The sequence below is a fragment of the Janthinobacterium sp. EB271-G4-3-2 genome, assembly GCF_020858035.1.
Taxonomy (GTDB): Bacteria; Pseudomonadota; Gammaproteobacteria; order Burkholderiales; family Burkholderiaceae_D; genus Janthinobacterium; species Janthinobacterium aestuarii.
The window spans coordinates 484,070-510,855 of sequence record NZ_JACYMG010000003.1 but is presented as its reverse complement, the minus strand read 5'-3'; the positions used below and the strand labels follow the sequence as shown (position 1 = coordinate 510,855).

Annotated in this window: 22 protein-coding genes and 1 other RNA gene; 13 read left to right on the top strand and 10 right to left on the bottom strand. The window is 62.9% G+C overall.

The window, feature by feature from the left end; translation table 11 throughout:
- Nucleotides 1–152: 152 nt before the first annotated feature.
- The 4 genes from IGS55_RS10165 to IGS55_RS10150 all read left to right on the top strand — a co-directional run bounded on the left by IGS55_RS10165 (nucleotide 153) and on the right by IGS55_RS10150 (nucleotide 1,514).
- The gene (locus IGS55_RS10165; protein ID WP_034747342.1) at nucleotides 153–416 is read left to right on the top strand and encodes a hypothetical protein; all 264 of its coding nucleotides are present in this window, start codon (nucleotides 153–155) and stop codon (nucleotides 414–416) included.
- Complete coding sequence (locus IGS55_RS10160) at nucleotides 416–727, top strand: cell division protein ZapA (protein WP_034747344.1); 312 nt, start codon at nucleotides 416–418, stop codon at nucleotides 725–727. Before IGS55_RS10165 ends, IGS55_RS10160 begins: the two co-directional genes overlap by 1 nt.
- A gap of 54 nt (nucleotides 728–781) precedes the next feature.
- Nucleotides 782–959, top strand: a non-coding RNA gene (gene ssrS / locus IGS55_RS10155) — 6S RNA.
- A gap of 90 nt (nucleotides 960–1,049) precedes the next feature.
- Nucleotides 1,050–1,514 carry an EVE domain-containing protein gene (locus IGS55_RS10150; RefSeq protein ID WP_230517136.1) on the top strand — a complete coding sequence of 155 codons (465 nt, stop codon included), beginning with the start codon at nucleotides 1,050–1,052 and terminating at the stop codon, nucleotides 1,512–1,514.
- Here IGS55_RS10150 and IGS55_RS10145 read toward each other — a convergent pair.
- The 3 genes from IGS55_RS10145 to IGS55_RS10135 form a co-directional block, all read right to left on the bottom strand.
- Nucleotides 1,511–3,007 (bottom strand): GGDEF domain-containing protein, encoded by a 1,497-nt coding sequence (locus IGS55_RS10145; protein WP_230517137.1) that lies wholly within the window; start codon nucleotides 3,005–3,007, stop codon nucleotides 1,511–1,513. The two genes, IGS55_RS10150 and IGS55_RS10145, sit on opposite strands and share 4 nt — an antisense overlap.
- 164 nt (nucleotides 3,008–3,171) lie before the next feature.
- Complete coding sequence (gene lgt / locus IGS55_RS10140) at nucleotides 3,172–4,002, bottom strand: prolipoprotein diacylglyceryl transferase (RefSeq protein WP_230517138.1); 831 nt, start codon at nucleotides 4,000–4,002, stop codon at nucleotides 3,172–3,174.
- A gap of 79 nt (nucleotides 4,003–4,081) precedes the next feature.
- The gene (locus tag IGS55_RS10135) at nucleotides 4,082–4,993 is read right to left on the bottom strand and encodes a LysR family transcriptional regulator (RefSeq protein WP_230517139.1); all 912 of its coding nucleotides are present in this window, start codon (nucleotides 4,991–4,993) and stop codon (nucleotides 4,082–4,084) included.
- 170 nt (nucleotides 4,994–5,163) lie between these two features.
- Between IGS55_RS10135 and ilvD the strand changes: the two genes are divergently transcribed.
- Entirely contained in the window at nucleotides 5,164–7,029 is a 1,866-nt protein-coding gene (gene ilvD / locus IGS55_RS10130) for a dihydroxy-acid dehydratase (RefSeq protein ID WP_230517140.1), read from the top strand.
- Between the two features lie 223 nt (nucleotides 7,030–7,252).
- Nucleotides 7,253–7,564: a c-type cytochrome gene (locus IGS55_RS10125; protein WP_034747381.1), complete on the top strand. Its 312-nt coding sequence runs from the start codon at nucleotides 7,253–7,255 to the stop codon at nucleotides 7,562–7,564.
- 21 nt (nucleotides 7,565–7,585) lie between these two features.
- Here IGS55_RS10125 and IGS55_RS10120 read toward each other — a convergent pair whose 3' ends face one another.
- Nucleotides 7,586–8,587: an NAD(P)H-binding protein gene (locus IGS55_RS10120; protein ID WP_230517141.1), complete on the bottom strand. Its 1,002-nt coding sequence runs from the start codon at nucleotides 8,585–8,587 to the stop codon at nucleotides 7,586–7,588.
- 91 nt (nucleotides 8,588–8,678) lie between these two features.
- On the opposite strand from IGS55_RS10120, the gene IGS55_RS10115 reads away from it, so the two are divergent.
- Nucleotides 8,679–9,581 (top strand): LysR family transcriptional regulator, encoded by a 903-nt coding sequence (locus IGS55_RS10115; protein WP_230517142.1) that lies wholly within the window; start codon nucleotides 8,679–8,681, stop codon nucleotides 9,579–9,581.
- Here the strand turns inward: IGS55_RS10115 and IGS55_RS10110 are convergent.
- The 5 genes from IGS55_RS10110 to folD form a co-directional block, all read right to left on the bottom strand.
- The gene (locus tag IGS55_RS10110) at nucleotides 9,574–10,716 is read right to left on the bottom strand and encodes a branched-chain amino acid ABC transporter substrate-binding protein (RefSeq protein ID WP_070301412.1); all 1,143 of its coding nucleotides are present in this window, start codon (nucleotides 10,714–10,716) and stop codon (nucleotides 9,574–9,576) included. The genes IGS55_RS10115 and IGS55_RS10110 overlap by 8 nt on opposite strands.
- A gap of 261 nt (nucleotides 10,717–10,977) precedes the next feature.
- On the bottom strand, nucleotides 10,978–11,355 hold the full coding sequence (locus IGS55_RS10105; protein ID WP_230517143.1) for a hypothetical protein: 378 nt from the start codon (nucleotides 11,353–11,355) through the stop codon (nucleotides 10,978–10,980).
- On the bottom strand, nucleotides 11,352–11,777 hold the full coding sequence (locus tag IGS55_RS10100) for a DNA polymerase III subunit chi (RefSeq protein ID WP_230517144.1): 426 nt from the start codon (nucleotides 11,775–11,777) through the stop codon (nucleotides 11,352–11,354). Before IGS55_RS10100 ends, IGS55_RS10105 begins: the two co-directional genes overlap by 4 nt.
- A gap of 8 nt (nucleotides 11,778–11,785) precedes the next feature.
- A complete protein-coding gene (locus IGS55_RS10095; RefSeq protein ID WP_442908156.1) occupies nucleotides 11,786–13,855 on the bottom strand; it encodes a M3 family metallopeptidase in 2,070 nt (689 codons plus the stop codon).
- A gap of 50 nt (nucleotides 13,856–13,905) precedes the next feature.
- On the bottom strand, nucleotides 13,906–14,751 hold the full coding sequence (gene folD, locus IGS55_RS10090) for a bifunctional methylenetetrahydrofolate dehydrogenase/methenyltetrahydrofolate cyclohydrolase FolD (RefSeq protein WP_230517146.1): 846 nt from the start codon (nucleotides 14,749–14,751) through the stop codon (nucleotides 13,906–13,908).
- 658 nt (nucleotides 14,752–15,409) lie between these two features.
- Between folD and aceE the strand changes: the two genes are divergently transcribed.
- The 4 genes from aceE (at nucleotide 15,410) to IGS55_RS10070 (ending at nucleotide 23,087) form a co-directional block, all read left to right on the top strand.
- Nucleotides 15,410–18,106, top strand: a complete 2,697-nt coding sequence (gene aceE, locus IGS55_RS10085) for a pyruvate dehydrogenase (acetyl-transferring), homodimeric type (RefSeq protein WP_230517147.1) — start codon at nucleotides 15,410–15,412, stop codon at nucleotides 18,104–18,106.
- A 94-nt stretch (nucleotides 18,107–18,200) separates the two neighbouring features.
- On the top strand, nucleotides 18,201–19,865 hold the full coding sequence (aceF, locus tag IGS55_RS10080) for a dihydrolipoyllysine-residue acetyltransferase (RefSeq protein ID WP_230517148.1): 1,665 nt from the start codon (nucleotides 18,201–18,203) through the stop codon (nucleotides 19,863–19,865).
- 10 nt (nucleotides 19,866–19,875) lie between these two features.
- Entirely contained in the window at nucleotides 19,876–21,654 is a 1,779-nt protein-coding gene (gene lpdA, locus IGS55_RS10075; protein ID WP_230517149.1) for a dihydrolipoyl dehydrogenase, read from the top strand.
- A gap of 257 nt (nucleotides 21,655–21,911) precedes the next feature.
- Nucleotides 21,912–23,087, top strand: coding sequence for a hypothetical protein (locus IGS55_RS10070; protein WP_230517150.1), 1,176 nt, complete (start codon nucleotides 21,912–21,914; stop codon nucleotides 23,085–23,087).
- A 23-nt stretch (nucleotides 23,088–23,110) separates the two neighbouring features.
- On the opposite strand, the gene IGS55_RS10065 is transcribed toward IGS55_RS10070, so the two are convergent.
- Complete coding sequence (locus tag IGS55_RS10065; RefSeq protein ID WP_034747405.1) at nucleotides 23,111–23,830, bottom strand: TetR/AcrR family transcriptional regulator; 720 nt, start codon at nucleotides 23,828–23,830, stop codon at nucleotides 23,111–23,113.
- A gap of 144 nt (nucleotides 23,831–23,974) precedes the next feature.
- Here IGS55_RS10065 and IGS55_RS10060 point away from each other — a divergent pair, with 144 nt between their 5' ends.
- On the top strand, nucleotides 23,975–25,168 hold the full coding sequence (locus IGS55_RS10060; protein WP_230517151.1) for an HlyD family secretion protein: 1,194 nt from the start codon (nucleotides 23,975–23,977) through the stop codon (nucleotides 25,166–25,168).
- Between the two features lie 6 nt (nucleotides 25,169–25,174).
- Nucleotides 25,175–26,773 carry a DHA2 family efflux MFS transporter permease subunit gene (locus tag IGS55_RS10055; protein WP_070301420.1) on the top strand — a complete coding sequence of 533 codons (1,599 nt, stop codon included), beginning with the start codon at nucleotides 25,175–25,177 and terminating at the stop codon, nucleotides 26,771–26,773.
- Nucleotides 26,774–26,786: the final 13 nt, after the last annotated feature.

The window sequence follows — 26,786 nt, the reverse complement described above, 5'->3', positions numbered from 1 at the left end:
CCGCCATCGCGGCGCTGGCAGATGCGCGCACTTGGCGAAAAGCGCCGGAAAAAGCGTGTATTTCACGGCAACTGACCTGCATTGATGTAAATATGTGTGACAGCGGCGTGATTCGATTGACGCCCATGGAGCGTCCGCCCTATAGTGGCGGGATGATTTCCGAATTCAACGAATTATCCGACAAAATAGGCCTGCTGGCCGAAATGACCCATGCGCTGCGCCGTGAAAACGCGCAACTGCGCAAGGACAATGCCGCGCTGGCCGCCGAGAACGCCCTGTACGTGCAGCGCATGCGCGAGGCGCAGGAGCGGGTCGAAGCGTTGCTGGAAAAAATTCCCGAACTAGTGCAAGCCGGCCTGGAGCAAGCCGCTTCGGAAGCGGGCGCCTATATTGCCGAGAACGAGAAGGAAGCGTGATGCCGCGTGTCGATGTCAATATCATGGGTCAGTCCTACAGCATGGTGTGCCGCGACGGTGAAGAGCGCGCGCTGCGCGAAGCGGCGATCTATCTCGATAGCAAAATGAAAGCCATCCGCGACGCGGGCAAGGTCAAGGGCAACGACCGCATCGCCGTGCTGGCCGCCCTGGGCGTGGCCGCGGAATTCCTCTCCGTGAAGTCGCCGCAAGGTCCGCTGTCGGAATTGACGATCCTGGAAGTGAAGCAGAAAATCTCGGCCATGCATACTGTTCTCGATAGCGCTTTGACGCCCCAGGAAAACCTTTTTTAAGCGTGCACGCGACGATTTGTCTTTGCGATGCGCGATCAAAGGAGTAAACTTGGGTCTACCCTGCGGTGTTCGCGATTGCCATATATTCCTTGAACCATTTATGCGCATCGGTTGCGAATTTTGTTTGATGGGAGTGAGCGTCGCTCGTTCGACGAACCCGAAATTGAACTAACGTGACCACCTTGAACCGTTTGGTTCGGGATGCCGGCATAGCGGCACAGGCGGGGCCCAATTCGCAGTAACTTGGTAGTACAACTGAAAACGGTTGCAGCATTGATGCGCAACCGTTTTTTTACGCCTGTCGCTTTGATACGGAGTCTGCATGAAACAATACTGGCTGATGAAATCCGAACCCGATGAAGTGAGCATCGACGACCTGATGGCCGCGCCCCAGCACACCATGCCGTGGTTCGGCGTGCGCAACTACCAGGCGCGCAACTTCATGCGCGATGGCATGCAGCCGGGCGATGGCGTGCTGTTCTATCACTCGAGCTGCCCGCAGCCGGGCGTGGCGGGCGTGGCCGAAGTGGCCAGCGGCGCGTATCCCGATCACAGCCAGTTTGAAGAGGGTGGCAAATATTTCGATGCCAAGGCCACGCCGGAGCAGCCGCGCTGGATCAGCGTCGACGTGCGCGGCGTGAAGAAGACGGCGCTGCTGCCCCTGTCCGAGATGCGCCGGATGCCGGAACTGGAAGACATGCTGCTGCTCAAGAAAGGCAGCCGGCTGTCGATCACGCCCGTGACGCCGGCGCAATGGAAAGTGATTACCCATAAGCTGAAAGGCTAGGCTTCTACCCGGTTGCGGCCATTCTGCTTGGCCCGGTACAGGGCCTGGTCGGCGGCGGCCAGCAATTGTTCCGGCGTCTGTCCTGCGTCGCTCAAGGCCAGGCCGATGCTGGCCGTCACCAGGCCGCCGCGCGACGGCGCGTGGACGATGGCGGCAGCGGCGATCGCTTCCTGCATCTTGTGCGCCACGGCCAGTGCGCCGTCGCCATCGGTGGCGGGCAGGATGGCGGCAAACTCCTCGCCGCCGAAGCGCGCCGCCAGGTCGCTGGCGCGTGGCAGCGCCGAGTGCAGGGCGGCCGCGATCCGCACCAGGCAGGCGTCGCCATACGGGTGGCCGAAGGTATCGTTGAGGCTTTTGAAGAAATCGATATCGATGATCAGCAGGGCCAGCCCTTGATGGTTGCGCGCGGCGCGCTGCCACTCCAGCTGTAATGTCTGGTCGAAGCAGCGCCGGTTGGCGATGCCCGTCAAACCATCCGTCAGCGACAGCTTTTCCAGCTTGTCATGCGCGGCGCGCAAGGCCAGTTCGCTTTGCATGTAGCGGCTTTGCAAGGTGGCCGAGCGCAGCGCGTGGACCAGCAGCGCGACGAACAGCGACGCCGCCGCCAGGTAGAAATGCGCGCGCATGACGGCAAAGCCCAAGCCCAGCAAGGCGGCCGTAAAGAAGATGGGACTGAAATTGTCGATCAGCAGGGTCAGCTTTTGCGGGGCTTGCTGCGCCTGCGTACTTTCGGCCGCGGACTGCGCCGCCGTGACGCGCGTGGCCAGCAGCACCAGCAGCAGGAACGGCAGGCTGGGCAGCACTTCGCTCCACGCTTGCGTCACGCCATGCAAGGTCAGATAGTTATACGCGGCCGCGCAGCCCGCATAGCACCACAAAAATACCGTCAGCAACAGGTAAAAGCGGCCTTGGCCGCCATCGCGCCGGTGCGCCAGCAGGCGTAGCGAAGCGCAACAGGCCAGGACCAGGTTTTCCACGTTGTAGGTCAGCACCAGCAGGCTGGCGGGAATCGGCGCGATCGAGCGCTGGTCGAAGGGCGACACGGAAAAGATGGCTGTATAGGCCAGGTAGGCCGCCAGCAGCACCTGCACGGCATCGAGCCATTGCAAGGTGCGCGAGCGATGGTTGTGCGTTACGGACGACATGGCCAGCAGCAGGGGCGCGCCATACATGAAATAGGCGAAATCGGAAAAATACGTGGCGTCGGATGCCACTTGTCCGCTCAGATCCTGCCAGGCCGACAATATCATGCCCGTGCTCCAGAACAGCATGGCCACGGCGAACAGGGCCCAGCCTGTCCTGACGGCGCCTGCCGCGCTGACGTAGGCGCAGCGGCAACATGCCGCCAGCGCCAGCAGGGGCGCGACAATGTTGAACGCATAGCTGACGTACGGCGCGTGCGTGCCGGCCCAGGCCGTCAAGGCCAGCTGCGCCAGCACATAGCTGGCGCCCAGCGCAATCGAGTACGTCAGTTTTTGTCCGGCAGGCGGCATGGCAAGGCACTCCCCGGTGGCGGCATGTGAAAACGATGATACCGAGATGTCAACAGCAAGTCTATTCCACGAGGAAATTTAATTGTATTGAGGGAAATGTTGCGGGGGAGGCAGGGAGGGAGAGTGGCGCGCCTGCCTGGCGCGCCACCTGGAGAACGGCGGTTTTACGTGTTGGCCGGACGCGCCTTGGTGGGCGGGGCGCCCATTACCTGGCTTTTATATGCCCACACCAGCAGGGCGATGGCGCCGACGATCATCGGCAGGGACAGCATCTGGCCCGACGTGATCGGCACGCCAAGCCACACGACTTCCCAGTCCGGCGTGCGGAAGTATTCGGTGATGAAGCGCGCGCAGCCGTACAGCAGGGTAAACATGGCGCCCACGGCCATGCGCGGACGCTGCTTGCGCGCAAACAGCCACAGGATGATGAAGACGAGGATGCCGTCGACCAGCATCTGGTAGAGCGGCGACGGGTGCACGGGATACGGAATGCCTGGCCACTGCATGGCCCACGGCAGGGTTTCCGGCGCGATGCGGCCCGGCAGTTCGGCATTGATGAAGTTGCCCAGGCGGCCGGCCGCGTAGCCGAGCGGCACCAGCGGGGCGATGAAGTCGAGCACGTCGAACAGGTTGCGGCCCGCCTTGCGGCCCCACAGATACATGGCCAGGATGACGCCGAGGAAGCCGCCATGGAAGGACATGCCGCCATGCCAGACCATGAAGATCTCGAGCGGGTTGTGCATGAAATATTCGGGACGGTAGAACAGCACTTCGCCCAGGCGCCCGCCGATCACCACGCCCAGCATGCCGTAGAACAGCATGTCATCGAGGTCTTCCTTCTTCCAGCCCAGCATGGCGATGTGCGGCTGCTTGATGCGCACTCTGCCCAGGATAATGAACAGGGCAAAGGCCAGCACATACATCAGGCCGTACCAGTGCACGGCGAGCGGGCCGATCTGGATGGCTATCGGGTCGGGCATCGGGTGTATCAGCATGGGGTTTCTTTCTTTGTTTAAAGCCAAGGTTGCGTAGTATGGGGGCGCTGGCCGTTTTTTGTCTTAGCGGCCACTTAATTTAATCGGCGGCCGCGCCGATCTGCTTGCGCAGCAGCGCCAGGAAACCTTGCAGCACGGCGGACGGATTGTCGCGGCGCCAGGCCAGGCCCGTTTCCACCAGCGGCGTGGCGTCCTGCAGCGGCCTGTATTCTACGCCCGGGCGCATCAGATTCGATACCGATTGTGGCACAAGCGCGATGCCCATGCCAGCCGAGACGAGGCTGACGATGGTTTGCATCTGGATCGCTTCCTGGCCGATCTGCGGCGTGATGCCGGCCGCGCGGAACACGCCCAGAATCGCGTCATGCAGGGCGGGAGAAATGGCGCGCGGGAAAACGATCAAGGGCAGGGGCGGCACGTCGCGCAGGCGCACGGGACCCGGCGTATTCAATATGCCGAGGCCGGACGGCGCGGCCAGCACCAGCGGTTCGGCCAGCACGGGCAGGTAATCGAGTTCCCCTTTTGCTTTTTCGGGCAGGGGCGGGATCAGCAGGCCCGCATCCGTGCGCCCGGCCAGCAGTTCATCGAGCTGCAGGTCGGAGGTGGCTTCCTGTAGTTGGATTTGCACTTGCGGATAAGCCGTCTGGTACGCGCGCAGCAGGGGCGGCAGCACGCTGTAGTCGGCCGACGAGACGAAGGCCAGGCTCAGCCGTCCCGCCTCGCCCTGCGCGGCCCGCCGCACCAGAGCGGATAAATCCTGCGCCTGCGCCAGCAGCCGGCGCGCCTCGGGCAGCAGGGCCGTGCCGGCCGGCGTCAGCTGCACTTCGCGCCGCGTGCGCACGAACAGCGGGGCGCCCAGCAATTCTTCCAGCGCCATGATGGTTTGCGACAGGGGCGGCTGCGTCATGTGCAGGCGCGCGGCGGCGCGGCCGAAGTGCAATTCCTCGGCGACGGTGACAAAGTAGCGCAGCTGGCGCAGTTCCAGATTCATATGTATTTCCATGCGGAATAACTTCTGTGATATCCAAAACGACTCACAGACACGTGCATCATATATTTGACAGTGGGGCGCGCGCAAGGCAATCTGGCGTACCCCCACTGCATGCAGGGTTTTACTGCAGGCCCGCACAGTCAGGCACTAACACTTTTGGAAGGTCCATCATGCCGCAATACCGCTCCCGCACCACCACCCACGGCCGCAACATGGCTGGCGCCCGCGCCCTGTGGCGCGCCACCGGCATGAAGGACGGCGACTTCGACAAGCCGATCATCGCCGTCGTCAACTCGTTCACCCAGTTTGTGCCCGGCCACGTGCACCTGAAGGACCTGGGCCAGATGGTGGCGCGCGAAATCGAAAAGGCCGGCGGCGTGGCCAAGGAATTCAACACCATCGCCGTCGATGACGGCATCGCCATGGGCCACGGCGGCATGCTGTATTCGCTGCCGTCGCGCGACCTGATCGCCGACTCCGTCGAATACATGGTCAATGCCCACTGCGCCGACGCGATGGTCTGCATCTCGAACTGCGACAAGATCACGCCGGGCATGCTGATGGCCGCCATGCGCATCAATATCCCCGTCGTGTTTATTTCCGGCGGGCCGATGGAAGCGGGCAAGGTCGTCAAGGTCGTCAACGGCACGCAGAAGATCATCAAGCTGGACCTGGTCGACGCCATGATCAAGGCGGGCGACAGCACCGTGTCCGACGCCGACGTGGCGGAAATCGAACGCTCGGCCTGTCCGACCTGCGGTTCCTGCTCCGGCATGTTTACAGCCAATTCGATGAACTGTTTGACCGAGGCGCTGGGCCTGGCCCTGCCCGGCAACGGCACGATTCTGGCCACGCACTCGGACCGCCAGCAGCTGTTCCTGCGCGCGGGCCGCCTGATCGTCGAACTGGCCAAGCGCCACTACGAGCAGGATGACTACTCGGTGCTGCCACGCTCGATCGCCACCAAGGCCGCGTTCGAGAACGCGATGGCGCTCGACGTCTCCATGGGCGGCTCGACCAACACCGTGCTGCACTTGCTGGCCGCCGCGCACGAGGCGGAAGTGGAATTCACGATGGCCGACATCGACCGCATCTCGCGCAAGGTACCGTGCCTGTGCAAGGTGGCGCCGATGACGGACAAATACCATATCGAAGACGTGCACCGCGCGGGCGGCATCGTGGGGATTTTGGGCGAACTGGCGCGCGCCGGCCTGCTCAACACGACTTTGCCGACGATTCACGCGCCGACCCTGGCCGACGCCATCGCGCAAAACGACATCAAGTGCACGGACGATCCGGCCGTGCATGAACTGTTCCGCGCCGCCCCTGGCGGCGTGCCGACGCAGACGGCGTTCTCGCAATCGGAGCGTTTTGCGGCAGTCGACACGGACCGCAGCACGGGCTGCATCCGCGACAAGGCCCACGCCTATTCGCAGGATGGCGGCCTGGCCGTCTTGTACGGCAACCTGGCCGAAAAGGGCTGCATCGTCAAGACGGCCGGCGTCGATGAAAGCATCTTGAAATTCTCGGGCAAGGCGCGCGTGTTCGAAAGCCAGGATTCCGCTGTGGAAGCGATTTTGGCCGATACCGTGCATGAAGGCGACGTCGTCATCATCCGCTACGAAGGCCCGAAAGGCGGTCCCGGCATGCAGGAAATGCTGTACCCGACCTCGTACATCAAATCGAAGGGCCTGGGCAAGGCGTGCGCGCTGTTCACGGACGGACGCTTCTCGGGCGGTTCCTCGGGCCTGGTGATCGGCCACGCCTCGCCGGAAGCGGCCGAAGGCGGCGCCATCGGCCTGGTGGAAGAGGGAGACTTCATCGACATCGACATCCCCGAGCGCACCATCAACCTGCGCGTGACGGATGCGGAACTGGCCGCGCGCCGCGCCGCCATGGAAGCGAAGGGCGATGCGGCCTGGCTGCCCGTCAACCGCGACCGCTACGTGTCGCAGGCACTGCAGGCGTATGCGGCGCTGACGACGTCGGCCGACCGGGGCGCCGTGCGCGACCTGTCGCAGTTGAAGAAGCGCTGATCTGTTGCGCAGGTAAGACAAGCGGCCCCGATCCACTGCGCGGGGCCGCTTGTCGTTACATCGCCTTACAAACAACATGGTCATGGACGCGCAGATGGGGCAGAATATGAATGCCTAATCGCTACTACACTGCGTTACTACATTGAAACGCTTGATCTGGGCTCGTGGTGCATCTGCGGAAACACAGTAAAATGCCGCAGGAAGTAACTTTGGAGAAAAGACAATGAAACGTTTTATGTTGGTGAGTGTATTGACCGTATCGGCTCTGGCATCGCAAGCAGCGTTGGCCAATCCGGATCTGGCGAAAGCAAAAAACTGCATGGCTTGCCATGCGGTGAGCACGAAACTGGTGGGCCCTGCGTTCAAGGACGTGGCTGCCAAGTACGCCGGCCAGAAAGACGCTGAAAACAAGCTCGTGGCGAAAGTCATGAAGGGCGGTTCCGGCACCTGGGGCGCGATCCCGATGCCAGCGAACCCGCAAGTGAGCGATGCTGAAGCCCACACCCTGGTTAAATGGGTACTGGCACAGAAATAATCTGTGCCGCAGTACCAGCAATTAGCGCGCCGGCAATCCCGGCGCATTTTTTTTGCCCGCGACCTTTTGCAGATTGCCCATGCCTTCCAATGTCGCCCGCACCGCCTCGTCAAGTGGCGTATGCGGCTCCCGGCCCAGCACGGCCAGCAGCCGCGCATTGTCCATGGACAAGGGCGTTTGCCACAGATAGCGCATCTCGCGCATTTCACGCAAAGTCGCCACGAACGGCGACGCCAGCGCCACCAGCCACCACGGAAAACGCCGGGTGGCGGGCGCGGTTCCTGTCGCCTGTTCCACCACGCGGGCAATCGCCCCCGTCATTTGCCGGCCGTCGTGGTCCCAGTGGCCGGCCATGTGAAAGCGGGAGAATGCGGGCAAGGTGGCGCGTATGGCCAGCAATTGCACCATCGTGCGCGCCACGTCGGGCAGGTAGGACCACTGGTGGCCGATGCCGGGCAGGCCCGGATACAGCACGCTGCGCACCCTCTGGCCCGGTTTCACCAGACCCTGCGAAAACCAGTTATTGCCGGCGCGGGCGCCGAAGAAGTCGCCAGCGCGCACGATGATGACCCTGGCGCCCTGCGTGGCGGCCCGTTCCAGCCGCGCTTCCAGTTCCACGCGGATGGCGCCCTTGCGCGTTTGCGGGCGTTGCGGCGCGTCTTCCGCCAAGACTGGAAAGGCGTCGGGGCCGAAGTTGTACACGGTGCCCGGCAGCACGATTGTGGCGTTTTCGGCAATCGCCGCGGCGATGGTGTTGTCGAGCATGGGCAGCACCAGCTGGCCCCAGTTCCGGTAACCGGGCGGGTTGACGGCGTGCACGATGACGGCGCAGCCTTTGGCGGCCGCCAGCACGTCCGCGCGCGATAGCGCGTCGCCGCACAGCCATTCAACGCCGTCGCCCCGTGGCGATGGCGTTTTTCCCCGCGTCAAGGCGCGCACCTGCCAGTCCGCCGCCACGAGCTGGCGCACCATCTCGCCGCCGATGCCGCCCGTGGCGCCCAGTACCAATGCCGTTTTGTCCATTGTGTCCTCCGTGTGGTTGATGAGGCTAGTATCTGCCGCGCAGGACTAATTGGGAATTGACGAGCATCGACCATAGGCTATACATTTATGTATGACTACCTCGATTGCCTGGGAATACTACCGTTCGCTGCTGGCCGTGCTCAAGCACGGCTCCCTGTCCGGCGCGGCCCGCGCGCTGGCCATCACGCAACCGACCGTCGGCCGGCATATCGCCGCGCTCGAGCAGGCGCTGGGTGCGACCCTGTTCACGCGCTCCCAGCTGGGCTTGCTCCCCACGGAAGTGGCGCTGGCGCTGCGGCCCCATGCGGAAACCATGGAACATACTGCCGCCCTGATGGAGCGCGCCGCCTGCAGCCAGGGGCAGGGCGTGGCCGGCGTCGTGCGCATCGCCGCCAGCGAAGTGGTGGGCGTGGAGGTGCTGCCGCCCATCCTGGCCAGCTTGCGCGCGCGTCATCCGGACTTGGTCATTGAATTGGTATTGAGCAACAAGGTGCAGGATTTGCTGCGCCGCGAGGCGGATATCGCCGTGCGTATGCTGCGTCCGCGCCAGGAGCAGCTGGTGGCGCGCAAGGTGGGCGATATCGAACTGGGCCTGCACACGCACATGGACTACCTGGCACGGCATGGCACGCCGCTGGCGCTGGCCGATCTGGCGCGGCATGCCGTCATCGGCTACGACGAGGCGAGCTCCTTCGTGCGCAACGCGGGCGCGGCTTTCAACGGATTTACGCGGGAAAATTTTGCCTGGCGCAGCGACAGCGACCTGGCGCAGCTGGCCCTGATACGGGCGGGTGCCGGCATCGGCGTGTGCCAGGCGGGGCTGGCGGCGCGCGATCCGGCCCTGCGGCGCGTGTTGCCGCAGGCGTTTTCGCTACCGATGGAAACGTGGGTCACCATGCATGAAGACCTGCGCGGCAGCCTGCGCTGCCGCGCCACCTTCGACGCGTTGGCCGAAGGCTTGCAGGCTTACGTGGCGACGCAGTCGCTTACTTGACCACTTCCATCTTGGTCTTCTTGCCGTCACGATACGTGAACAAGGTCAGCGCGCCATCCTTGATGTCGCCGTTGGCGTCGAACGAGATCGGTCCCGTCACGCCCTGGTAGTGCACCTTGGCCAGGAACGGCAAGTAGACGGACGGTTTCGACGATTTGGCGTCGGCCATGGCGGTGGCCATGGTCATCACGGCATCGTATACGTACGGCGCGTACAGCTGCACTTCCATGTTGTACTTTTGCTTGTAGCGGGCGCGGAAATCATCCATGCCTTTTTGCTGCGCACCCGTCACGCCGCCCGCTTCCGCGCAGGTGACCATGTCTTCGCCCACGGCGTCGCCGGCCAGCTTGCCCAGCGGTTCCGTGCACAGGCCGTCGCCGCCCATGAACTTGGCCTTGATGCCCAGCGCCTTCATCTGGCGCAGCATGGGGCCGCCCACGGAATCCATGCCGCCAAAGAAGATCAGGTCGGGATTTTTCGACTTGATGCTGGTCAGGATGGCATTGAAGTCCGTCGCGTTGGCATTGGTAAATTCCTTGCCGACGATTTGCACGCCAGGTGCCGCCTTCTTGGCGCCCTTGACGAACTGTTCCGCCACGCCCTGGCCGTAGGCCGTGCGGTCATCGATGACGGCGATTTTCTTCGCTTGCAGCTTGCCCACGGCATACGCGCCCAGGGTGCCACCCAGTTTGTTGTCATTGGCGACGACGCGGAAGGCCGTGTTGAATTTTTGCTGCGTATAGGTCGGGTTGGTGGCGGCCGGTGAAATCTGCGGAATGCCGGCATTGAAGTAAATGCGCGAGGCGGGAATCGTCGTGCCCGAATTCAGGTGGCCGACGACGCCGTTGACCTTGGCGTCGACCAGCTTTTGCGCCACGGCCGTGCCCTGTTTGGGATCGGCTGCGTCATCTTCGGGGACCAGCACGAATTTCACGGCCTTGCCATCGATCTTGAAGCCTTTGGCGTTCAAATCCTCGATGGCCATCTTGGCCGCGTTCTCGTTATCCTTGCCCAGGTGGGAGCTGGCGCCAGAGACCGGGGCGACGTGGCCGATCTTGATGATTTCCTGTGCGCCCGCATGGCCGGCAAAAGCGAGGGCGAGGGCGAGAGGAAGGACTTTGGTCTTGAGCAGCATAAACATTCTCCAATGGATAAAGATACGGCGGCGTCTCGTGAAAACCGCTTCGACAGGCGGTGCGTGTGAAGAAAGGTACAACAAAAAACAAGCGGCGCAAAGCCGCATTTCGGGCTTTTTACATTTTGTCGCAACAATCACCAAAGTGAGGCGCGATGCACCGATTTCGCAGGCGCGAGCGCACCAAAGAATGGCGTTGGAGGGAAGAATAGGGTAGGTCGGGTTAGCGCAAAGCGCGTAACCCGACATTGCGCAGCATGCTCAGGCTTGCGCGGGTGGATGCAGGTGACCGAGCTCATGACTGACCGCATGCGCCACGATCTGCTCCAGCGACTGCCGCAAGTCTTCGCGCAGGGCGCCGCGCATGCCGATCAGGGCGTTTTGCAGGGCCGTCTGCAGCACGTGGGCGATGCGCTCTTCCAGCAGATGGTCGATCTTGCCCTGCACCTGGTGCAGGATGCGCTGCGTCAGCCGCTGTTCGATGGCGTCCCAGTCGGGCTGCGCCACCGTAGGCGGCAACGCCGGCGCTTCCTCGACGGCAGGCGCCGCTGCGGCGGGCGCGACGGCCTCGGCCACTTCCGGCCCCAGCAGCACCTCCGTCAACAGGGGGATGCCCTGGTCGAATGGCTGCTGGCTCATGTCTTCCCTGCCACGAAGTGGGTCGGCTGCACGTTTTGCTGGCGGTAGTGCAGGAAGCGCTGGCGGCCCGCCTGCGCATCTTGCTCATCCATGGAGACGATCTCGAAGACGCGCTGGAACTGTGCGTAATTGGCGGGCGGCAACTGCGACAGGTTGACGAGGATGTCGTGGTGCGGCAGCTCGGCCGTTTCGTCATCGGTCAGGATGATCGGCGTTTGTGCCGCCAGCGGATCGCCGGCCAGCACGTGCGGCAGGAAATCGGTGGCGGAAATGGTCCACATGGCGCTGTTCAAGGCGTCGAGCTGGGCGCTGTCGGCCGCCAGCACGACGACCTTGTTGCCGGCCATATAGGCCTTGCGCGCCAGGCGGCACGCGTAGGCCAGCTTGTCCGGCACGTTGCTGTGAAAATCGACGCGGCTCATGGCGCGATTCAAGCTGCCATGCCGCTGTGGCGCAGCAGGGCGTCGATCGACGGTTCGCGGCCGCGGAAGGCCGTGAACGATTCGAGCGCCGGGCGCGAGCCGCCGACGGACAGGATTTCCTGCAAGTAACGCTTGCCCGCCGCCGTGGTGGCGTCCGGTCCCAGCGCCTTGGCTTCTTCAAACGCCGCATAGGCGTCGGCGGACAGCACCTCGGCCCACTTGTAGCTGTAGTAGCCAGCCGCGTAGCCGCCGGCGAAGATATGCCCGAAGGCATTCTGGAAGCGGTTGAACGGGGGTGGGATGAGCAGCGAAAACTTGGCGCGCACGCCGTCGATCAGCTGCTGCACGCTCTGGCCCGTGCCGGCATCGTAGTCGTAATGCAAATGCATGTCGAGCAAGGAGAACTCCACCTGGCGCAGGGTTTGCAAGCCGGACTGGAAATTCTTGGCCGCCAGCATCTTGTCGTACAGCGCGCGCGGCAGCGGTTCGCCCGTGACGGCGTGCGCCGTCATGTGTTCGAGCACTTCCCACTCCCAGCAGAAGTTTTCCATGAATTGCGACGGCAGTTCCACGGCATCCCATTCGACGCCGGCGATGCCCGACACGCCCAGCTCGTCGACGGCGGTCAGCATATGGTGCAGGCCGTGGCCGAATTCGTGGAACAGGGTGATCACTTCATCGTGCGTGAACAATGCCGGCTGGACCTGGCCGTCGACCACGGCCGGCTGCGTGAAATTGCAGGTCAGGTAGGCGATCGGCGTTTGCACGTGCTGCGCGTCGGCGCGGCGGCCGCGCGCGTCGTCCATCCAGGCGCCGCCGCTTTTTCCCGCGCGCGCATACAGGTCCAGGTAGAACTGGCCGACCAGCTTGCCGTCGCGCTCGATGCGGTAGAAACGCACGTCCGGGTGCCAGACGGGCGCCGTATCGGGCTTGATCTCGACGGCGAACAGGTTCTGGATCTGGCGGAACAGGCCGTCGATCACCTTGTGTTCAGGGAAATATTGTTTGACTTCCTGGGCCGAGAACGCGTAGCGGCGTTCCTGCAGCTTTTCGGAAGCGTAAGGCACGTCCCACGCTTGCAGCTCGGCGATGCCCAGTTCTTCGCGGGCGAATTGTTTCAGTTCGGCCAAGTCCTTCTCGGCGAACGGACGCGCGCGCTTGGCCAGGTCTTCCAGGAAAGCGATGACTTGCGCGGGCGAGGTGGCCATCTTGGAGACGAGCGACACCTCGGCGAAATTGGCGTAGCCCAGCAGTTTTGCCTCTTCGTCGCGCAGTTGCAACAAGGTGACGATGTTCTGTGTATTGTCCCACTCGTCCTTCTTGCTGAACACGTCGCCCTGGTCCGACGCCTTGGTGGCGTTGGCGCGGTAGATGGTTTCGCGCAGCGCGCGCTTGTCGGCAAATTGCAGGATCGGGTAGTACGACGGGAAGTGCAGCGAGAATTCATAGCCCTGCTTGCCCGCTTTTTCGGCGGCGGCACGCGCGGCGGCTTTCACGTCGTCGGGCAATCCGGCCAGGTCAAGCTCGTTCTCGACCAGCAACTTGTAGTCATTGGTGGCGTCGAGCACGTTTTCGGAAAAACGCGTCGAGACGGCCGCGTGTTCTTCCTGGATGGCGCCAAAGCGCTCTTTCTTATCTTCCGGCAACTCGGCGCCGCCCAGGCGGAAGTCGCGCACGGCATTGTCGACGATGCGGCGGCGCGCCGGCGACAGGCTGGCGAAATCGGCGCGGGCCTGCAGCTGCTTGTATTTGCCAAACAGGATTTCGTTCTGGCCCAGCTCGGTCCAGAATTCCGTCACCTTGGGCTGGTTGGCATTGTAGGCGGCGCGCAGCTCGGGCGTATCGACCACGCTATTCAAATGGTTGACGATGCTCCAGGCGCGGCCCAGGGTTTCGGCGATGTGGTCTTGGGGCGCGACGAAGTTTTCCCAGCTCACTTCTTCCATGGGCGCTTCCAGCTGCGCCACCGTGGCGCGCGCCTGTTCCAAAAGGGTATCGATGGCAGGCGTGACATGCTCGTGCGTGATCGCGTCGAAGCGTGGCAGGCCGGAAAAATCAAGCAGGGGATTGGTATTCATCGTCGGTTCCATCCATATATAAAAGGGCGGTCATGCCGCCCCGGTGATTCTTAAATGCGCTCGGCGGCCTCTACCGTGTTCATGAGAAGCATCGTAATCGTCATCGGACCCACGCCACCCGGTACGGGGGTGACGTGGGAGGCGACTTCTTTCACACCGGCAAAATCCACGTCGCCGCACAGCTTGCCTTCATCGTCGCGGTTCATGCCCACGTCGATGACGATGGCGCCCGGCTTGACCATGTCGGCCGTCAGCGTGTTGCGGCGGCCGACGGCGGCCACGACCACGTCCGCCTGGCGCGTGTACAAGCCCAGGTCCGGGGTCGCACTATGGCAGATGGTGACGGTTGCGTTCGCTTGCAAGAGCAGCAGGGCCATCGGCTTGCCGACCGTGTTGCTGCGTCCGATGACGACGGCGTGCTTGCCGCGCAAGTCCACGCCCGTGCTTTCGATCAGTTTCATGCAGCCGTACGGCGTGCACGGGCGGAAGCCGGGCAAGCCCGTCATCAGTTCGCCTGCGCTCAGGACGGAGTAACCATCGACGTCTTTCGTCGTGGCGATCGCTTCGATGACCTTGTGCGGGTTGATGTGTTTTGGCAGCGGCATTTGCACGAGGATGCCGTGGATGGCCGGATCGGTGTTCAGGCTGGCGATACGCGCCAGCAAGTCCGCTTCGGACAGGTCCGCTTCATATTTTTCCAGCACCGAGTGGAAACCCACGTCGCCGCACGCCTTGACCTTGTTGCGGACGTACACCTGGCTGGCCGGGTCTTCGCCGACGAGGATCACGGCCAGGCCGGGCTGGGTGCCCTTGGCCGTGAGGGCGGCGGCGCGCGTGGCGATCTCGCTGCGCAGTTTTTGGGAGAGGGCGATTCCGTCGATCAGTTGTGCTGGCATGGTAGGAGGCTGTGTGGGAGGGAAAAGACAGATTATAAAGCCGGGCGGTGCAAAGGGGCGGTTTTGGCTATGCAAAGGCGTGACAACAGCGGGCCAGAGACGCGGGCCTGAGAAAATGCCGATGGCGGCGTTGCAGCTCCTTGCCGTACTGGCGTACTGTCTGCGTCGCCGCGCCTTGCCCTCGACGTTTTTCAGGCCCGCCTGGCCCGGCACAACAGCGGGCCGGAGACGCGGGCCTGAGAAAATGCCGATGGCGGCGTTGCAGCTCCTTGCCGTACTGGCGTACTGTCTGCGTCGCTGCGCCTTGCCCTCGACATTTTTCAGGCCCGCTTGGCCCGGTATGCCTGTGCGGACGACTGGGGCGTTAATGCGTTTTGCTGGTGTGCTGGTGGCCTAGGGAGCGCAAGGGCCTGCGGTTCTTTTGGCGCCGTTTTTGGCACTTTGATCACCCTAATTTCCGCACAGAATTTGCGGCAGTGCAGCATAAATTTCATAGGGCAATTTCACAATGCGAAATGCTATATCGTAATTTGAAAAATAGTAAATACGCTGTTAGAATCCCCACACTAAACCGACTTAATAGTAAATAATCAGCGAAATACCGTCCGACAGCGATCCGGAAAATCGGGGTGGGGCGTTCACAAAGGAGACTCAACAGATGTCAGCTCAACTGAACCAGGTAACGACACAGATCGGCACCGACCCGGATATGCAGGAAACCAAGGAGTGGCTGGACGCGCTCGAAGCCGTTCTGGAAAATGAAGGTCCGGAACGCGCGCATTACCTGATGGAGCGCATGGTTGACCTGGCTCGCCGCCGCGGCGCCCAGATCCCGTTCTCCAGCACCACCGCCTACGTCAATACCATCCCCACCAAGCAAGAAGCCCACTGTCCCGGCAACCTCGAATACGAAGAGCGCCTGCGCTCGTGGATGCGCTGGAACGCCATGGCCATGGTCGTCAAGGCCAACCGCGCCGACGGCGACCTGGGCGGCCACTTGTCCTCGTTCGCTTCGCTGGCGAACATGCTGGGCATCGGTTTCAACCACTTCTGGCACGCGCCAACGGCCGACCACGGCGGCGACCTGCTGTACATCCAGGGCCACTCGTCGCCCGGCGTCTACGCGCGCGCCTTCCTCGAAGGCCGCTTGACGGAAGAGCAAATGCTGAACTTCCGCAAGGAAGTTGACGGCAAGGGCCTGTCTTCGTACCCGCATCCGAAGCTCATGCCTGACTTCTGGCAGTTCCCGACCGTGTCGATGGGCCTGGGCCCGCACATGGCGATCTACCAGGCGCGCTTCCTGAAATACCTGCACGCACGCGGCATCGCGAAAACCGACAACCGCAAGATCTGGGCCTTCTGCGGCGATGGCGAGATGGACGAGCCGGAATCGCTGGGCGCGATCGGCCTGGCCGCACGCGACATGCTCGACAACCTGGTCATCGTGGTCAACTGCAACCTGCAGCGCCTGGACGGCCCCGTGCGCGGCAACACCAAGATCATCCAGGAACTGGAAGGCGAATTCCGCGGCGCCGGCTGGAACGTCGTCAAGGTCATCTGGGGTCCGGGCTGGGACGCCCTGCTGGCACAAGATAAAGAAGGCATCCTGCAGCGCGTGATGATGGAAACCGTCGACGGCGAGTACCAGAACTACAAGGCGAAAGACGGCGCCTACGTGCGCAAGCACTTCTTCGGCAAGCATCCGAAGCTGCTGGAAATGGTTGCCAACATGACGGACGACGACATCTGGCGCCTGACCCGCGGCGGCCACGATCCGCACAAGATCTATGCGGCATTCAAGATCGCCCAGGAACACAAGGGCCAGCCGACCGTCCTGCTGGTGAAAACCATCAAGGGCTACGGCATGGGCAAGTCCGGCGAAGCGCGCAACACGGCGCACCAGACGAAAAAACTTGACGACGAAGCCATCCGCGAAATGCGCGACCGCTTCTCGCTGCCTATCCCTGACGACAAGCTGGCCGATATCCCGTTCTTCAAGCCAGCCGACGACGCGCCGGAAATGGTCTACCTGCACGAGCGCCGCAAGGCCCTCGGCGGCTACCTGCCGCAGCGCCGCCAGAAGTCGGAAGAAACCCTGCCTGTGCCTGGCCTGGACGCGTTCAAGAACGTGCTCGAAGCGACGCCTGAAGGCCGTGAAATCTCGACCACGCAAGCGTTTGTGCGCGTCATTTCGACCCTGCTGAAAGACCCGAACCTGGGCCAGCGCGTCGTGCCTATCCTGGTCGATGAATCGCGTACCTTCGGCATGGAAGGCCTGTTCCGCCAGATCGGCATCTACAACCCGAAAGGCCAGTTGTACGAGCCGGTCGACAAAGACCAGGTCATGTACTACCGCGAAGACAAGGCTGGCCAGATCCTGCAAGAGGGCATCAACGAAGCGGGCGGCATGAGCTCGTGGATCGCCGCGGCGACGTCGTACTCGACCAACGACCGCATCATGATCCCGTTCTACACCTTCTACTCGATGTTCGGCTTCCAGCGCATCGGCGACCAGGTATGGGCTTCGGCCGACATGCGCGCCCGCGGCTTCCTGATGGGCGGCACGGCTGGCCGTACGACGCTGAACGGCGAAGGCTTGCAGCACGAAGATGGCCACAGCCATATCTTCGCCGCGACCATCCCGACCTGCATGCCGTACGATCCGACCTTCAGCCATGAAGTCGCCGTCATCATCCAGGACGGCCTGCGCCGCATGATCGCCAACCAGGAAGATGTGTTCTACTACATCACGATCATGAACGAGAACTACGCCCAGCCAGGCATCAAGCCGGGCCAGGAAGAAGGCATCCTGAAAGGCATGTACAAGCTGCAGGAAGGTTCGGCGGACGCCAAGCTGCGCGTACAGCTGATCGGCTGCGGCACCATCCTGCGCGAATCGATCTTCGCCGCCGAGCTGTTGCAAAACGACTGGGGCGTGGCCGCGGACGTGTGGTCGGCGCCGTCGCTGACCCTGGTGGCCCGCGATGGCCAGGATGCGGAACGCTGGAACATGGTCAACCCGTCGAAAGAGCAGCGCGTGCCATACGTGACGTCGCTGATGCAGGACACGGACGGCCCGATCGTCGCCACGACCGACTACATGCGCGCGTTTGCAGAACAGATCCGCGCCTTCATGCCGAAGGGCCGCACTTATAAAGTGCTCGGCACCGATGGCTTTGGACGCTCGGACAGCCGCGCCAAGCTGCGCGAGTTCTTCGAAGTGAACCGTTATTATGTCACCGTGGCCGCGCTCAAATCGCTGGCTGACGAAGGCAAGATCGACGTGTCGGTGGTGGAGCAGGCGATTGCCAAGTACGGCATCGACGCGAACAAACCGAATCCGGTGACCCAGTAATCGTTGTGCGGACCCGATGATGCCAGGGCGGTGCGAAAGCGCCGCCCTGGCGTGTGTGCGGGTCCATCTGACAAATAAAATAACGGAGCAAGCTATGAGCATTGTGGAAGTCAAAGTCCCGGATATCGGCGATTTCAAGGAAGTCGAGATCATTGAACTGATGGTCAAGCCAGGCGATACGGTCAAGGTCGACCAGTCCCTGATCACGGTCGAATCGGACAAGGCCAGCATGGAAATTCCATCGAGCCACGCCGGTGTCGTCAAGGAATTGAAAGTCAACGTGGGCGACAAGATCGCCGAAGGTTCGCTGGTCCTGCTGCTGGAAGTGGCGGACGACGCGTCGGCCCCTGCGCCTGCCGCTGCCGCCCCTGCCGCAGCACCTGCCGCTGAAACCCCCGCCGCCGCTCCTGCGGCCGCGCCGGCACCTGCCGCCCCTGCCGGCGCGCCAGCCCTGGTCGAAGTGACCGTGCCCGATATCGGCGACTTCAAGGAAGTCGAAGTCATCGAACTGATGGTCAAGGTCGGCGACAGCATCAAGGTCGACCAGTCGCTGCTGACGGTCGAATCGGACAAGGCCAGCATGGAAATTCCATCGAGCCACGCCGGTATCGTCAAGGAATTGAAAGTCAAGGTTGGCGACAAGGTTGCCAAGGGCAGCTTGGTGCTGGTCGTGGAAACGACCGGTGGCGCTGCTCCTGCCGCCGCACCAGCACCTGCCGCGCAAGCCGCCGCCGCCGCACCAGCCGCCGCCGTCGCTTCGGCACCGGTCGCCGCGGCGGCACCAGCTCCTGCCGCCGCTGCAGCTCCTGCCGTCAACGGCAAGCTGGCGCACGCGTCGCCATCGATCCGCAAGTTCGCGCGCGAACTGGGCGTGGACCTGACCCGCGTGGGCGGTTCCGGTCCGAAGGGCCGCATCACCCAGGAAGACGTGCAGAACTTCGTCAAGGGCGTGATGTCGGGCGCCGTCGCCGCACCAAATGCGCCGGTCGCTGCCAAAGGCGGTTCGGGCGTGGGCCTGGATCTGCTGCCATGGCCGTCGCTGGACTTCAGCAAGTTCGGCACGACCGAATTGCTGCCGCTGTCGCGCATCAAGAAAATCTCGGGCCCGAATTTGCACCGCAACTGGGTCATGATCCCGCACGTCACGCAGTTCGACGAAGCGGACGTGACGGACCTGGAAGCTTTCCGCGTCGACACCAACGCGGCCAATGCGAAGAACAAGGATGCGGCCAAGCTGACCATGCTGGCCTTCGTCATCAAGGCTTCCGTTGCCGCGCTGAAGAAATTCCCGGCGTTTAACGCTTCCCTGGATGCCAAGGGCGAGAACCTGATCCTCAAGCAGTACTACAACATCGGCTTCGCGGCCGACACGCCGAACGGCCTGGTGGTCCCCGTGATCAAGGGCGCGGACCAGAAGTCGGTCTCGCAGATCGCCCGCGAAATGACGGAACTCTCCTTGCAGGCGCGCGAAGGCAAGCTGAAACCGGCCGACATGCAGGGCGCCAGCTTCACGATTTCGTCCCTGGGCGGCATCGGCGGCACGCACTTCACGCCTATCGTCAATGCGCCGGAAGTCGCGATCCTGGGCCTGTCGAAAGCTTCGATCAAGCCGGTATGGGATGGCAAGGCCTTCCAGCCACGCCTGATGATGGGCACTTCGCTGTCCTACGACCACCGCGTGGTCGATGGCGCGATGGGCGCGCGATTCTCCGTGTACCTCGGCGAAGTCCTGGCCGACATGCGCAAAATTCTGCTGTAAGGAGCGATTGATGAGTACAGTAGAGGTAAAAGTACCGAATATCGGCGACTTCAAGGAAGTCGAAGTCATCGAACTGATGGTCAAGGTGGGCGACACCATCAAGGTGGACCAGTCCCTGATCACGGTCGAATCGGACAAGGCCAGCATGGAGATTCCATCGACCCACGCCGGCGTCGTCAAGGAGTTGAAAGTCAAGGTCGGCGACAAGATCGCCGAAGGCAGCGCGCTGCTGGTGGTGGAAGCGTCGGAAGGTGCTGCCGCTGCCGCGCCAGCTGCCGCTCCTGCACCGGCGGCATCCGCTCCGGCAGCCGCTGCGGCTCCTGCACCTGTCGCCGCCATCCCGGCCGGCAATTACAGCGGCCAGGTTGACATCGACGTCGACATGATGGTGCTGGGCGGCGGTCCTGGCGGCTATTCGGCGGCGTTCCGCGCGGCCGACCTGGGCATGTCGACGGTCATCGTCGAGCGCTACGCGACCCTGGGCGGCGTGTGCCTGAACGTGGGCTGCATCCCGTCGAAGGCGCTGCTGCACGTCGCCTCCGTCATCGATGAAACGGCGCACATGTCCAACACGGGCGTGACGTTCGCCAAGCCGACGATCGACATCGACCAGGTACGCAAGTACAAGGAAGGCGTGATCTCGAACATGACGGGCGGTCTGGCCGGCATGGCCAAGGCGCGCAAGACGCAAGTGGTCACGGGCGTGGGCCAGTTCCTGTCCGCGAACCACATCGAAGTGACGGCAGGCGACGGCTCCAAAAAAGTCGTGCAGTTCAAGCAAGCGATCATTGCCGCCGGTTCGTCCGTGGTGAAACTGCCATTCGTGCCGGAAGACCCGCGCATCGTCGATTCGACGGGCGCGCTGGAATTGCGCCAGATCCCGAAACGCATGCTGGTCATCGGCGGCGGCATCATCGGTCTGGAAATGGCGACCGTGTATTCCACATTCGGCGCGCGCATCGACGTGGTCGAAATGATGGATGGCCTGATGCAGGGTGCGGACCGCGACGCCGTCAAGGTGTGGCAGAAGTTCAACGAGAAGCGCTTCGACAACATCATGACCAAGACCAAAACGGTCGCGGTGGAAGCGCTGCCGGAAGGCATCAAGGTCACGTTCGAAGCGGCCGAAGCGGGTGCTACCGCACCGGCGCCACAGATCTATGACCTGGTACTGGTGGCCGTGGGCCGCAGCCCGAACGGCAAGAAGCTGGCCGCCGAGAAGGCGGGCGTGCAGGTGACGGATCGCGGTTTCATCAACGTCGACAGCCAGATGCGCACCAACGTGCCGAACATCTTCGCCATCGGTGATTTGGTCGGTCAGCCGATGCTGGCGCACAAGGCCGTGCATGAAGCCCACGTGGCAGCGGAAGCCGCCTCTGGCCAGAAGTCGCACTTCGACGTCAAGGTGATCCCGTCGGTCGCCTACACGGATCCGGAAGTGGCATGGGCCGGCATCACGGAAGACGAAGCGAAAGCCAAGGGTATCAAGGTCGAGAAGGGCCACTTCCCTTGGGCAGCTTCGGGCCGCGCCGTGGCCAACGGCCGCGCCGAAGGCTTCACCAAGCTGCTGTTCGACGCTGAAACGCACCGCATCATCGGCGGCACCATCGTCGGCACGCATGCGGGCGACATGATCGGTGAAATCGCGCTGGCCATCGAAATGGGCTGCGACGGCACCGACATCGGCAAGACCATCCATCCGCACCCGACCTTGGGCGAGTCGATTGGCATGGCGGCCGAAGTGTACGAAGGCGTGTGCACGGACCTGCCGCCGCCGCGCAAGCGCTGATAAAGCGTTAACGTTCAGTACAAAAAACCGGGACATATTCCCGGTTTTTTTTATTTCCTTTGACCTGCGGCATAGTAAAACGTGACGCAGCGGTGCCTTGTGAAAATTGGTGAGTATTGCCGTGTGGAAAAAGTGACAGAATGGAGGTCTGTCACCATGTTCTTCTTTTTGCTTCAATAGAAACGCGTGATTTTTCCAGGAATGTTGCCAGCGTGGGATACGGTCAAATTCCGCTGTACTGAGAGAGCTTTGCAACGATGAAAAAATTTACCGCCCTTCATATTGCCGACGTCCGTTTGCGCCGGGCTGACGAGCAAGAGCAAGCCGTGATGCTGCATGCCTTGTACCAGGATGTGGCCGCTATCCTGGCGGCGGGCAAGCGTATCGATGCGATTTTCTTCACGGGCCAGCTGGTGGCGCCCGACGCCTGTGCCGGCACGACGCCCGTGTATGTCTACGAATACTTCCTGCGCCCCTTGCTGCAGGCGGCCAGCTTGCCTGGCGCGCGTTTCTACCTGGTGCCGGGCAGCCGCGCGCAGGGTGTCGCCGCTGCGGCGCTGGGCAATGCCGGCTTCAGTTTTTTCTCCGCCGATGAGCACGCCAGTGCCGAGCAGCGCGCGCACTACAAGAATATCCACGCCGTGTTCCATGGCCACCAGCATACGGGCGATGCCAGTTCGCTCATGAAGTCGCTGGGCATCTTGTTCAAGAGCAATCCCGGCAGCCTGTACGATACCAGTGGCCAGATGGCGGCGTTTGCCGTGCTCGAGTTCGGCACGGGCGAGGCCGCCGCCGATGGCGGTGCGCCAGGCACGCGGTGGACGGTGTCGCTGCGCGAGTTCGATGACGTGAGCAAGAATTTCGCCCTGTCGGTGCTGTACACGCCGAATGGCCAGGAAACGGGGCAGGTGGATGCCGAGTATGTGTTTGCCACCTTGCTGCCGCAGCTGGCAGGCGAGCGCGATTATCTCGATGGCTTGCTGGGCAAGGCGGGCGCGCAGCAGCGCGCGGACGCCGGCGCGGCTGCCGATGCGCGCGAATTCCTGATCGAGCTGGCGTTCGTGATGTTCGAAGCCAAGAGCGTTTTCCTCAGCGAGGCGGAGCTGGAGCGCTTTGCCAGCGACTATTGCGGCGTGAAAGGCTGGAGCATGGCGGCCGGAGACTGGCTGGCACCGCTGTATGCGCATGGCTTGCTGTTGCGGGAAGATGGCCAGGTGGCGTTTTCCTTCGATTACTTCCGCACGTATTTCCTGGCGCAGCGCTTTGAAACCTCGTTCGACCTGATGCGCTATGGCCCGGACCGCTACGATGAAAGCGAGTCTTCACTCACTGTCGATGGCGCGTCGGCGGCCCAGCCTTTCCTGCGCGCGCTGGGCTTGAACGATGAACGCGCCGAAGCGGCGCAGCCGGAAGGCTGCAGCCGCCCTGGCTGACCTCCCCGGTCAGCCTTCCCGTGTTAGTCCGCCAGCGGCTGGCGCAGGGTGCCGCGCAGGAACAGGTCGAGACTGACGGCCACCTTGGCGCGTAATTGCGCCACATCCGGTTGCGTTTGCGGAGGAAACAGCAGGCGCGACATCTGGTCGCCCAGCAGGCAATTGAGCAGGTGCAGCGACAGCATCGCCGGTGCCAGTTCCGCGCGAAACAGGGGCGCGATGTCGGGGCGGCTGAAAAACCGCGTGAGCATCTCGCGCGTCTGTCCCGGTCCCACCTTGTAAAACGTTTCCGCCAGTTCAGGATGCGTGGCCGCTTCGGCCACCACCATGCGATTGAGGTGGATGGCCGCCGGCATGGTGACCAGTTGCACGAACAGCAGGCCGAACTCGCCCAGGATGGTGGGCAGGGGGCGCATATCCGTTTCCAGCGCCGGCATGGTCGAGAAGTAGGCGGCGCGGCGCAATTCCACCACGGCATTGAACAAGCCCGACTTGCCGCCAAACTTCACATAAATCGTGCGCACGGCCACGTGGGCTTCGCGGGCGATCATTTCCAGGCTGACCTTTCCGTACCCTTTTTCCAGAAACAGACAACCGGCCGTGTGCAGAAGGTTGTCCATGCGCGCTTCCATGTCGGCCGCGCGCGGGCGGCCGGCTGGTTTGCCGCAGCAGGAAAGCTCCTGGGCGGTGTCGCCGGATTCTTTATCGGTAGGCAAGGTATCGCTGAGGCCGGGATCGGACATGGTCTGGGTCTCTTTATAAGTTGGAAGGTAAGTGATGGCTCACACTGTAGTGCAAATTAAAATGAAATGCAATCGTTTCATTTCTTGACTTTGGCTTTTCTTTGCCCAATAATGAACATATATCATTTCATTTCCGGAGCGAGTATGTCCAACCAGCCAGGCCAAGCAGAGCACAAAGTGCTGAGCGCCGTCCCACCCGCGGCCCCGGCCGCCCCTTCCGCGCCCGCCGCTTCCGCCAGCTCCGCACCACCGAACAACCGCGTCAAAATCATCGCCGGCCTGATCGTCCTCGTGGCGCTGGGCGCCGGCGCGCGCATGTGGTACCGCAGCCACTATTTCGTGGAAACGGAAAATGCCTATGTGGCCGGCCACGTGCATCCCGTCTCGGCGCGCATTTCCGGCGTCGTCACCAAGGTCTTCATCGACGACAATCAAATGGTGAAAGAGGGCGACGTGATCGCCGAACTCGACCCGTTCGACCAGCGCGTGAAAACCGAGCAGATCGCCGCGCAGATCGCCAGCGCCGAGCAGCAAGTGCTGCAAGCGGACGCGCAGATCGCGCAAGTGCAGGCGCAAGCCAGTGGCGCCCAGGCGCAAGTGGCGCAAGCCGATGCGCAGCTGCTGCGCGCAAAGCAGGATGCGGACCGTTATGGCCAGCTGTACACGAGCCAGATGAAAGCCGTCTCGAAAGCGGAACTCGACGCGGCCAACGCGGCCCGCTCGAGCGCCGTGGCCGATCTGGCCGCCCGCCGCGACAGCGCGTCGGCCGCCAAGGCGCAGATCGGCGCGGCGCAAGCTGCGCGCGACGTGGCCAAGGCACAAGTGGCCGTGCTGCGCGTGCAATTGAAGGACGCGCAGCAGCAGCTGCAATACAACCGCATCCTGGCCCCTGTCGCCGGCCGCATCGGCAAGCGCAACGTGGAAACGGGCATGCGCGTGCAGCCTGGCCAGCAATTGACGGCCATCGTGCAGGACAACGTCTGGGTCACCGCCAACTTCAAGGAAACCCAATTGGCCGACCTGCACCGCGGCCAGAGCGTGCACGTGACCATCGATGCCATGCCGGGCAAGAAACTGGTCGGTACCGTGGACAGCTTCGCTCCTGCTTCGGGCGCGCAATTCGCGCTGCTGCCGGCCGATAACGCCACCGGCAACTTCACCAAGATCGTCCAGCGCGTGCCGGTGAAAATCGTCTTCCAGCCGGAAGACATCAAGGCCATGAATGGGCGCCTGGTGCCGGGCATGTCGGTGATCGCCGAAGTGGAAGTGAATCAGCCTGAAACGCAGCCGGCCGCGCGCCATGCCGCCGCTCCCGCCGCCCAGTCCACCACGCACTAAGCTTCCATGAGCAGCCCCTCCACCACGCTGGCGAAGCCGCCAGCGTTTCCCGTGATCGACGAGAAAGTCTCCGGGCGCACCTGGCTGGCGGTCGCCGCCGGCATGCTGGGCGCCTTCATGGCGGTGCTCGACATCCAGATCACCAATTCCTCGCTCAAGGATATCCTTGGCTCGCTGTCGGCCACCCAGGAAGAAGGCTCGTGGATTTCCACGGCCTACCTAGTGGCGGAAATTATCGTCATTCCCCTCACCGCGCTGCTGGCGCGCGTGTTTGGTCTGCGTACCTACATGATCGGCACCACCGCTTTCTTCCTGCTGTTCTCCACCTTGTGCGGCACGGCCTGGAACCTGGAAAGCATGATCGTCTTCCGCATGCTGCAGGGTTTCACGGGCGGCGCCCTGATCCCGATGGCGTTCACCCTGGTGATGCTCAAGCTGCCGCCGTCGAAGCGCGCCGTCGGCATGGCGATTTTCGGCCTGACGGCCACCCTGGCGCCGGCCATGGGCCCGACCCTGGGCGGGTACTTGAGCGAGCTGTATGGCTGGCCATCGATCTTCTACATCAACTGGGTGCCGGGCGTGCTGCTGATCGCCGGCATGATCTATGGCCTGGACAAGGAGCCGATGAAGCTCGAGATGTTCTGGAAAGCCGACTGGCTGGGCATCTTCTTCATGGCCCTGGGCCTCGGCTGCCTGACCATCTTCCTGGAAGAGGGCAACTCGAAGGACTGGTTCGACTCCGGTTTCATCATCGCCTTCGCCTCGATGGCCCTGGTGGGTATCCTGGGCTGGGTCGTCACCAGCGCCACGCGCGCCGAACCGTTCGTCAACCTGGCCCTGTACGGCCAGCGCAATTTCCTCGTCGCCACCGTGCTGTCGGCCGTGACGGGCATGGGCCTGTATGGCTCGGCCTTTTTGCTACCGCTGTTCCTGGGCCAGATCGCGGGCTACTCGCCGATGCAGATCGGTGAAGTCATCATGTGGGTGGGCTTGCCGCAGCTGTTCATCATGCCGTTCGTCGCCAAGCTGTCGTCCGTGGTGGACAACCGCATCCTGTGCTCGTTCGGCCTGTTGCTGTTTGGCGGTTCGTGCATGATGAATGCCTACATGGACGCGTCCACCGGCTACGACCAGCTGCTGTGGTCGCAGGTGGTGCGCGCGCTGGGCCAGCCCTTCGTCATGCTGACCCTGTCGAACTTCGCCATGAAGGGCATCGCGCCGAAGGACATGCCGTCCGCTTCGAGCCTGTTCAACATGACGCGCAACCTGGGCGGCTCGATCGGCATCGCCCTGCTGGCCACGGCCCTGAGCACCCGCGAGCATTTTCATTCGCAGCGCCTGGGCGAAGCGATCAACGCCTATTCCAGCGCCACCCAGCTGCGCATCGACCAGCTGACGTCGTCGTTCATGGCCAAGGGCTATGACGCCGTCACGGCCGGCAACCAGGCCTTGCAGGCGATCGACGGCATCGTGCGCCGCGAAGCGTATGTGATGGCTTACAACGATGGCTTCTTCCTGATCGGCGCCATCCTGCTGGCCTGCATCGTGCCCCTGTGGCTGGCCGACAAACTCAAAGCCCCCGGTGGCGGTGGCGGCGGTCATTGACCGTCAATTAAAG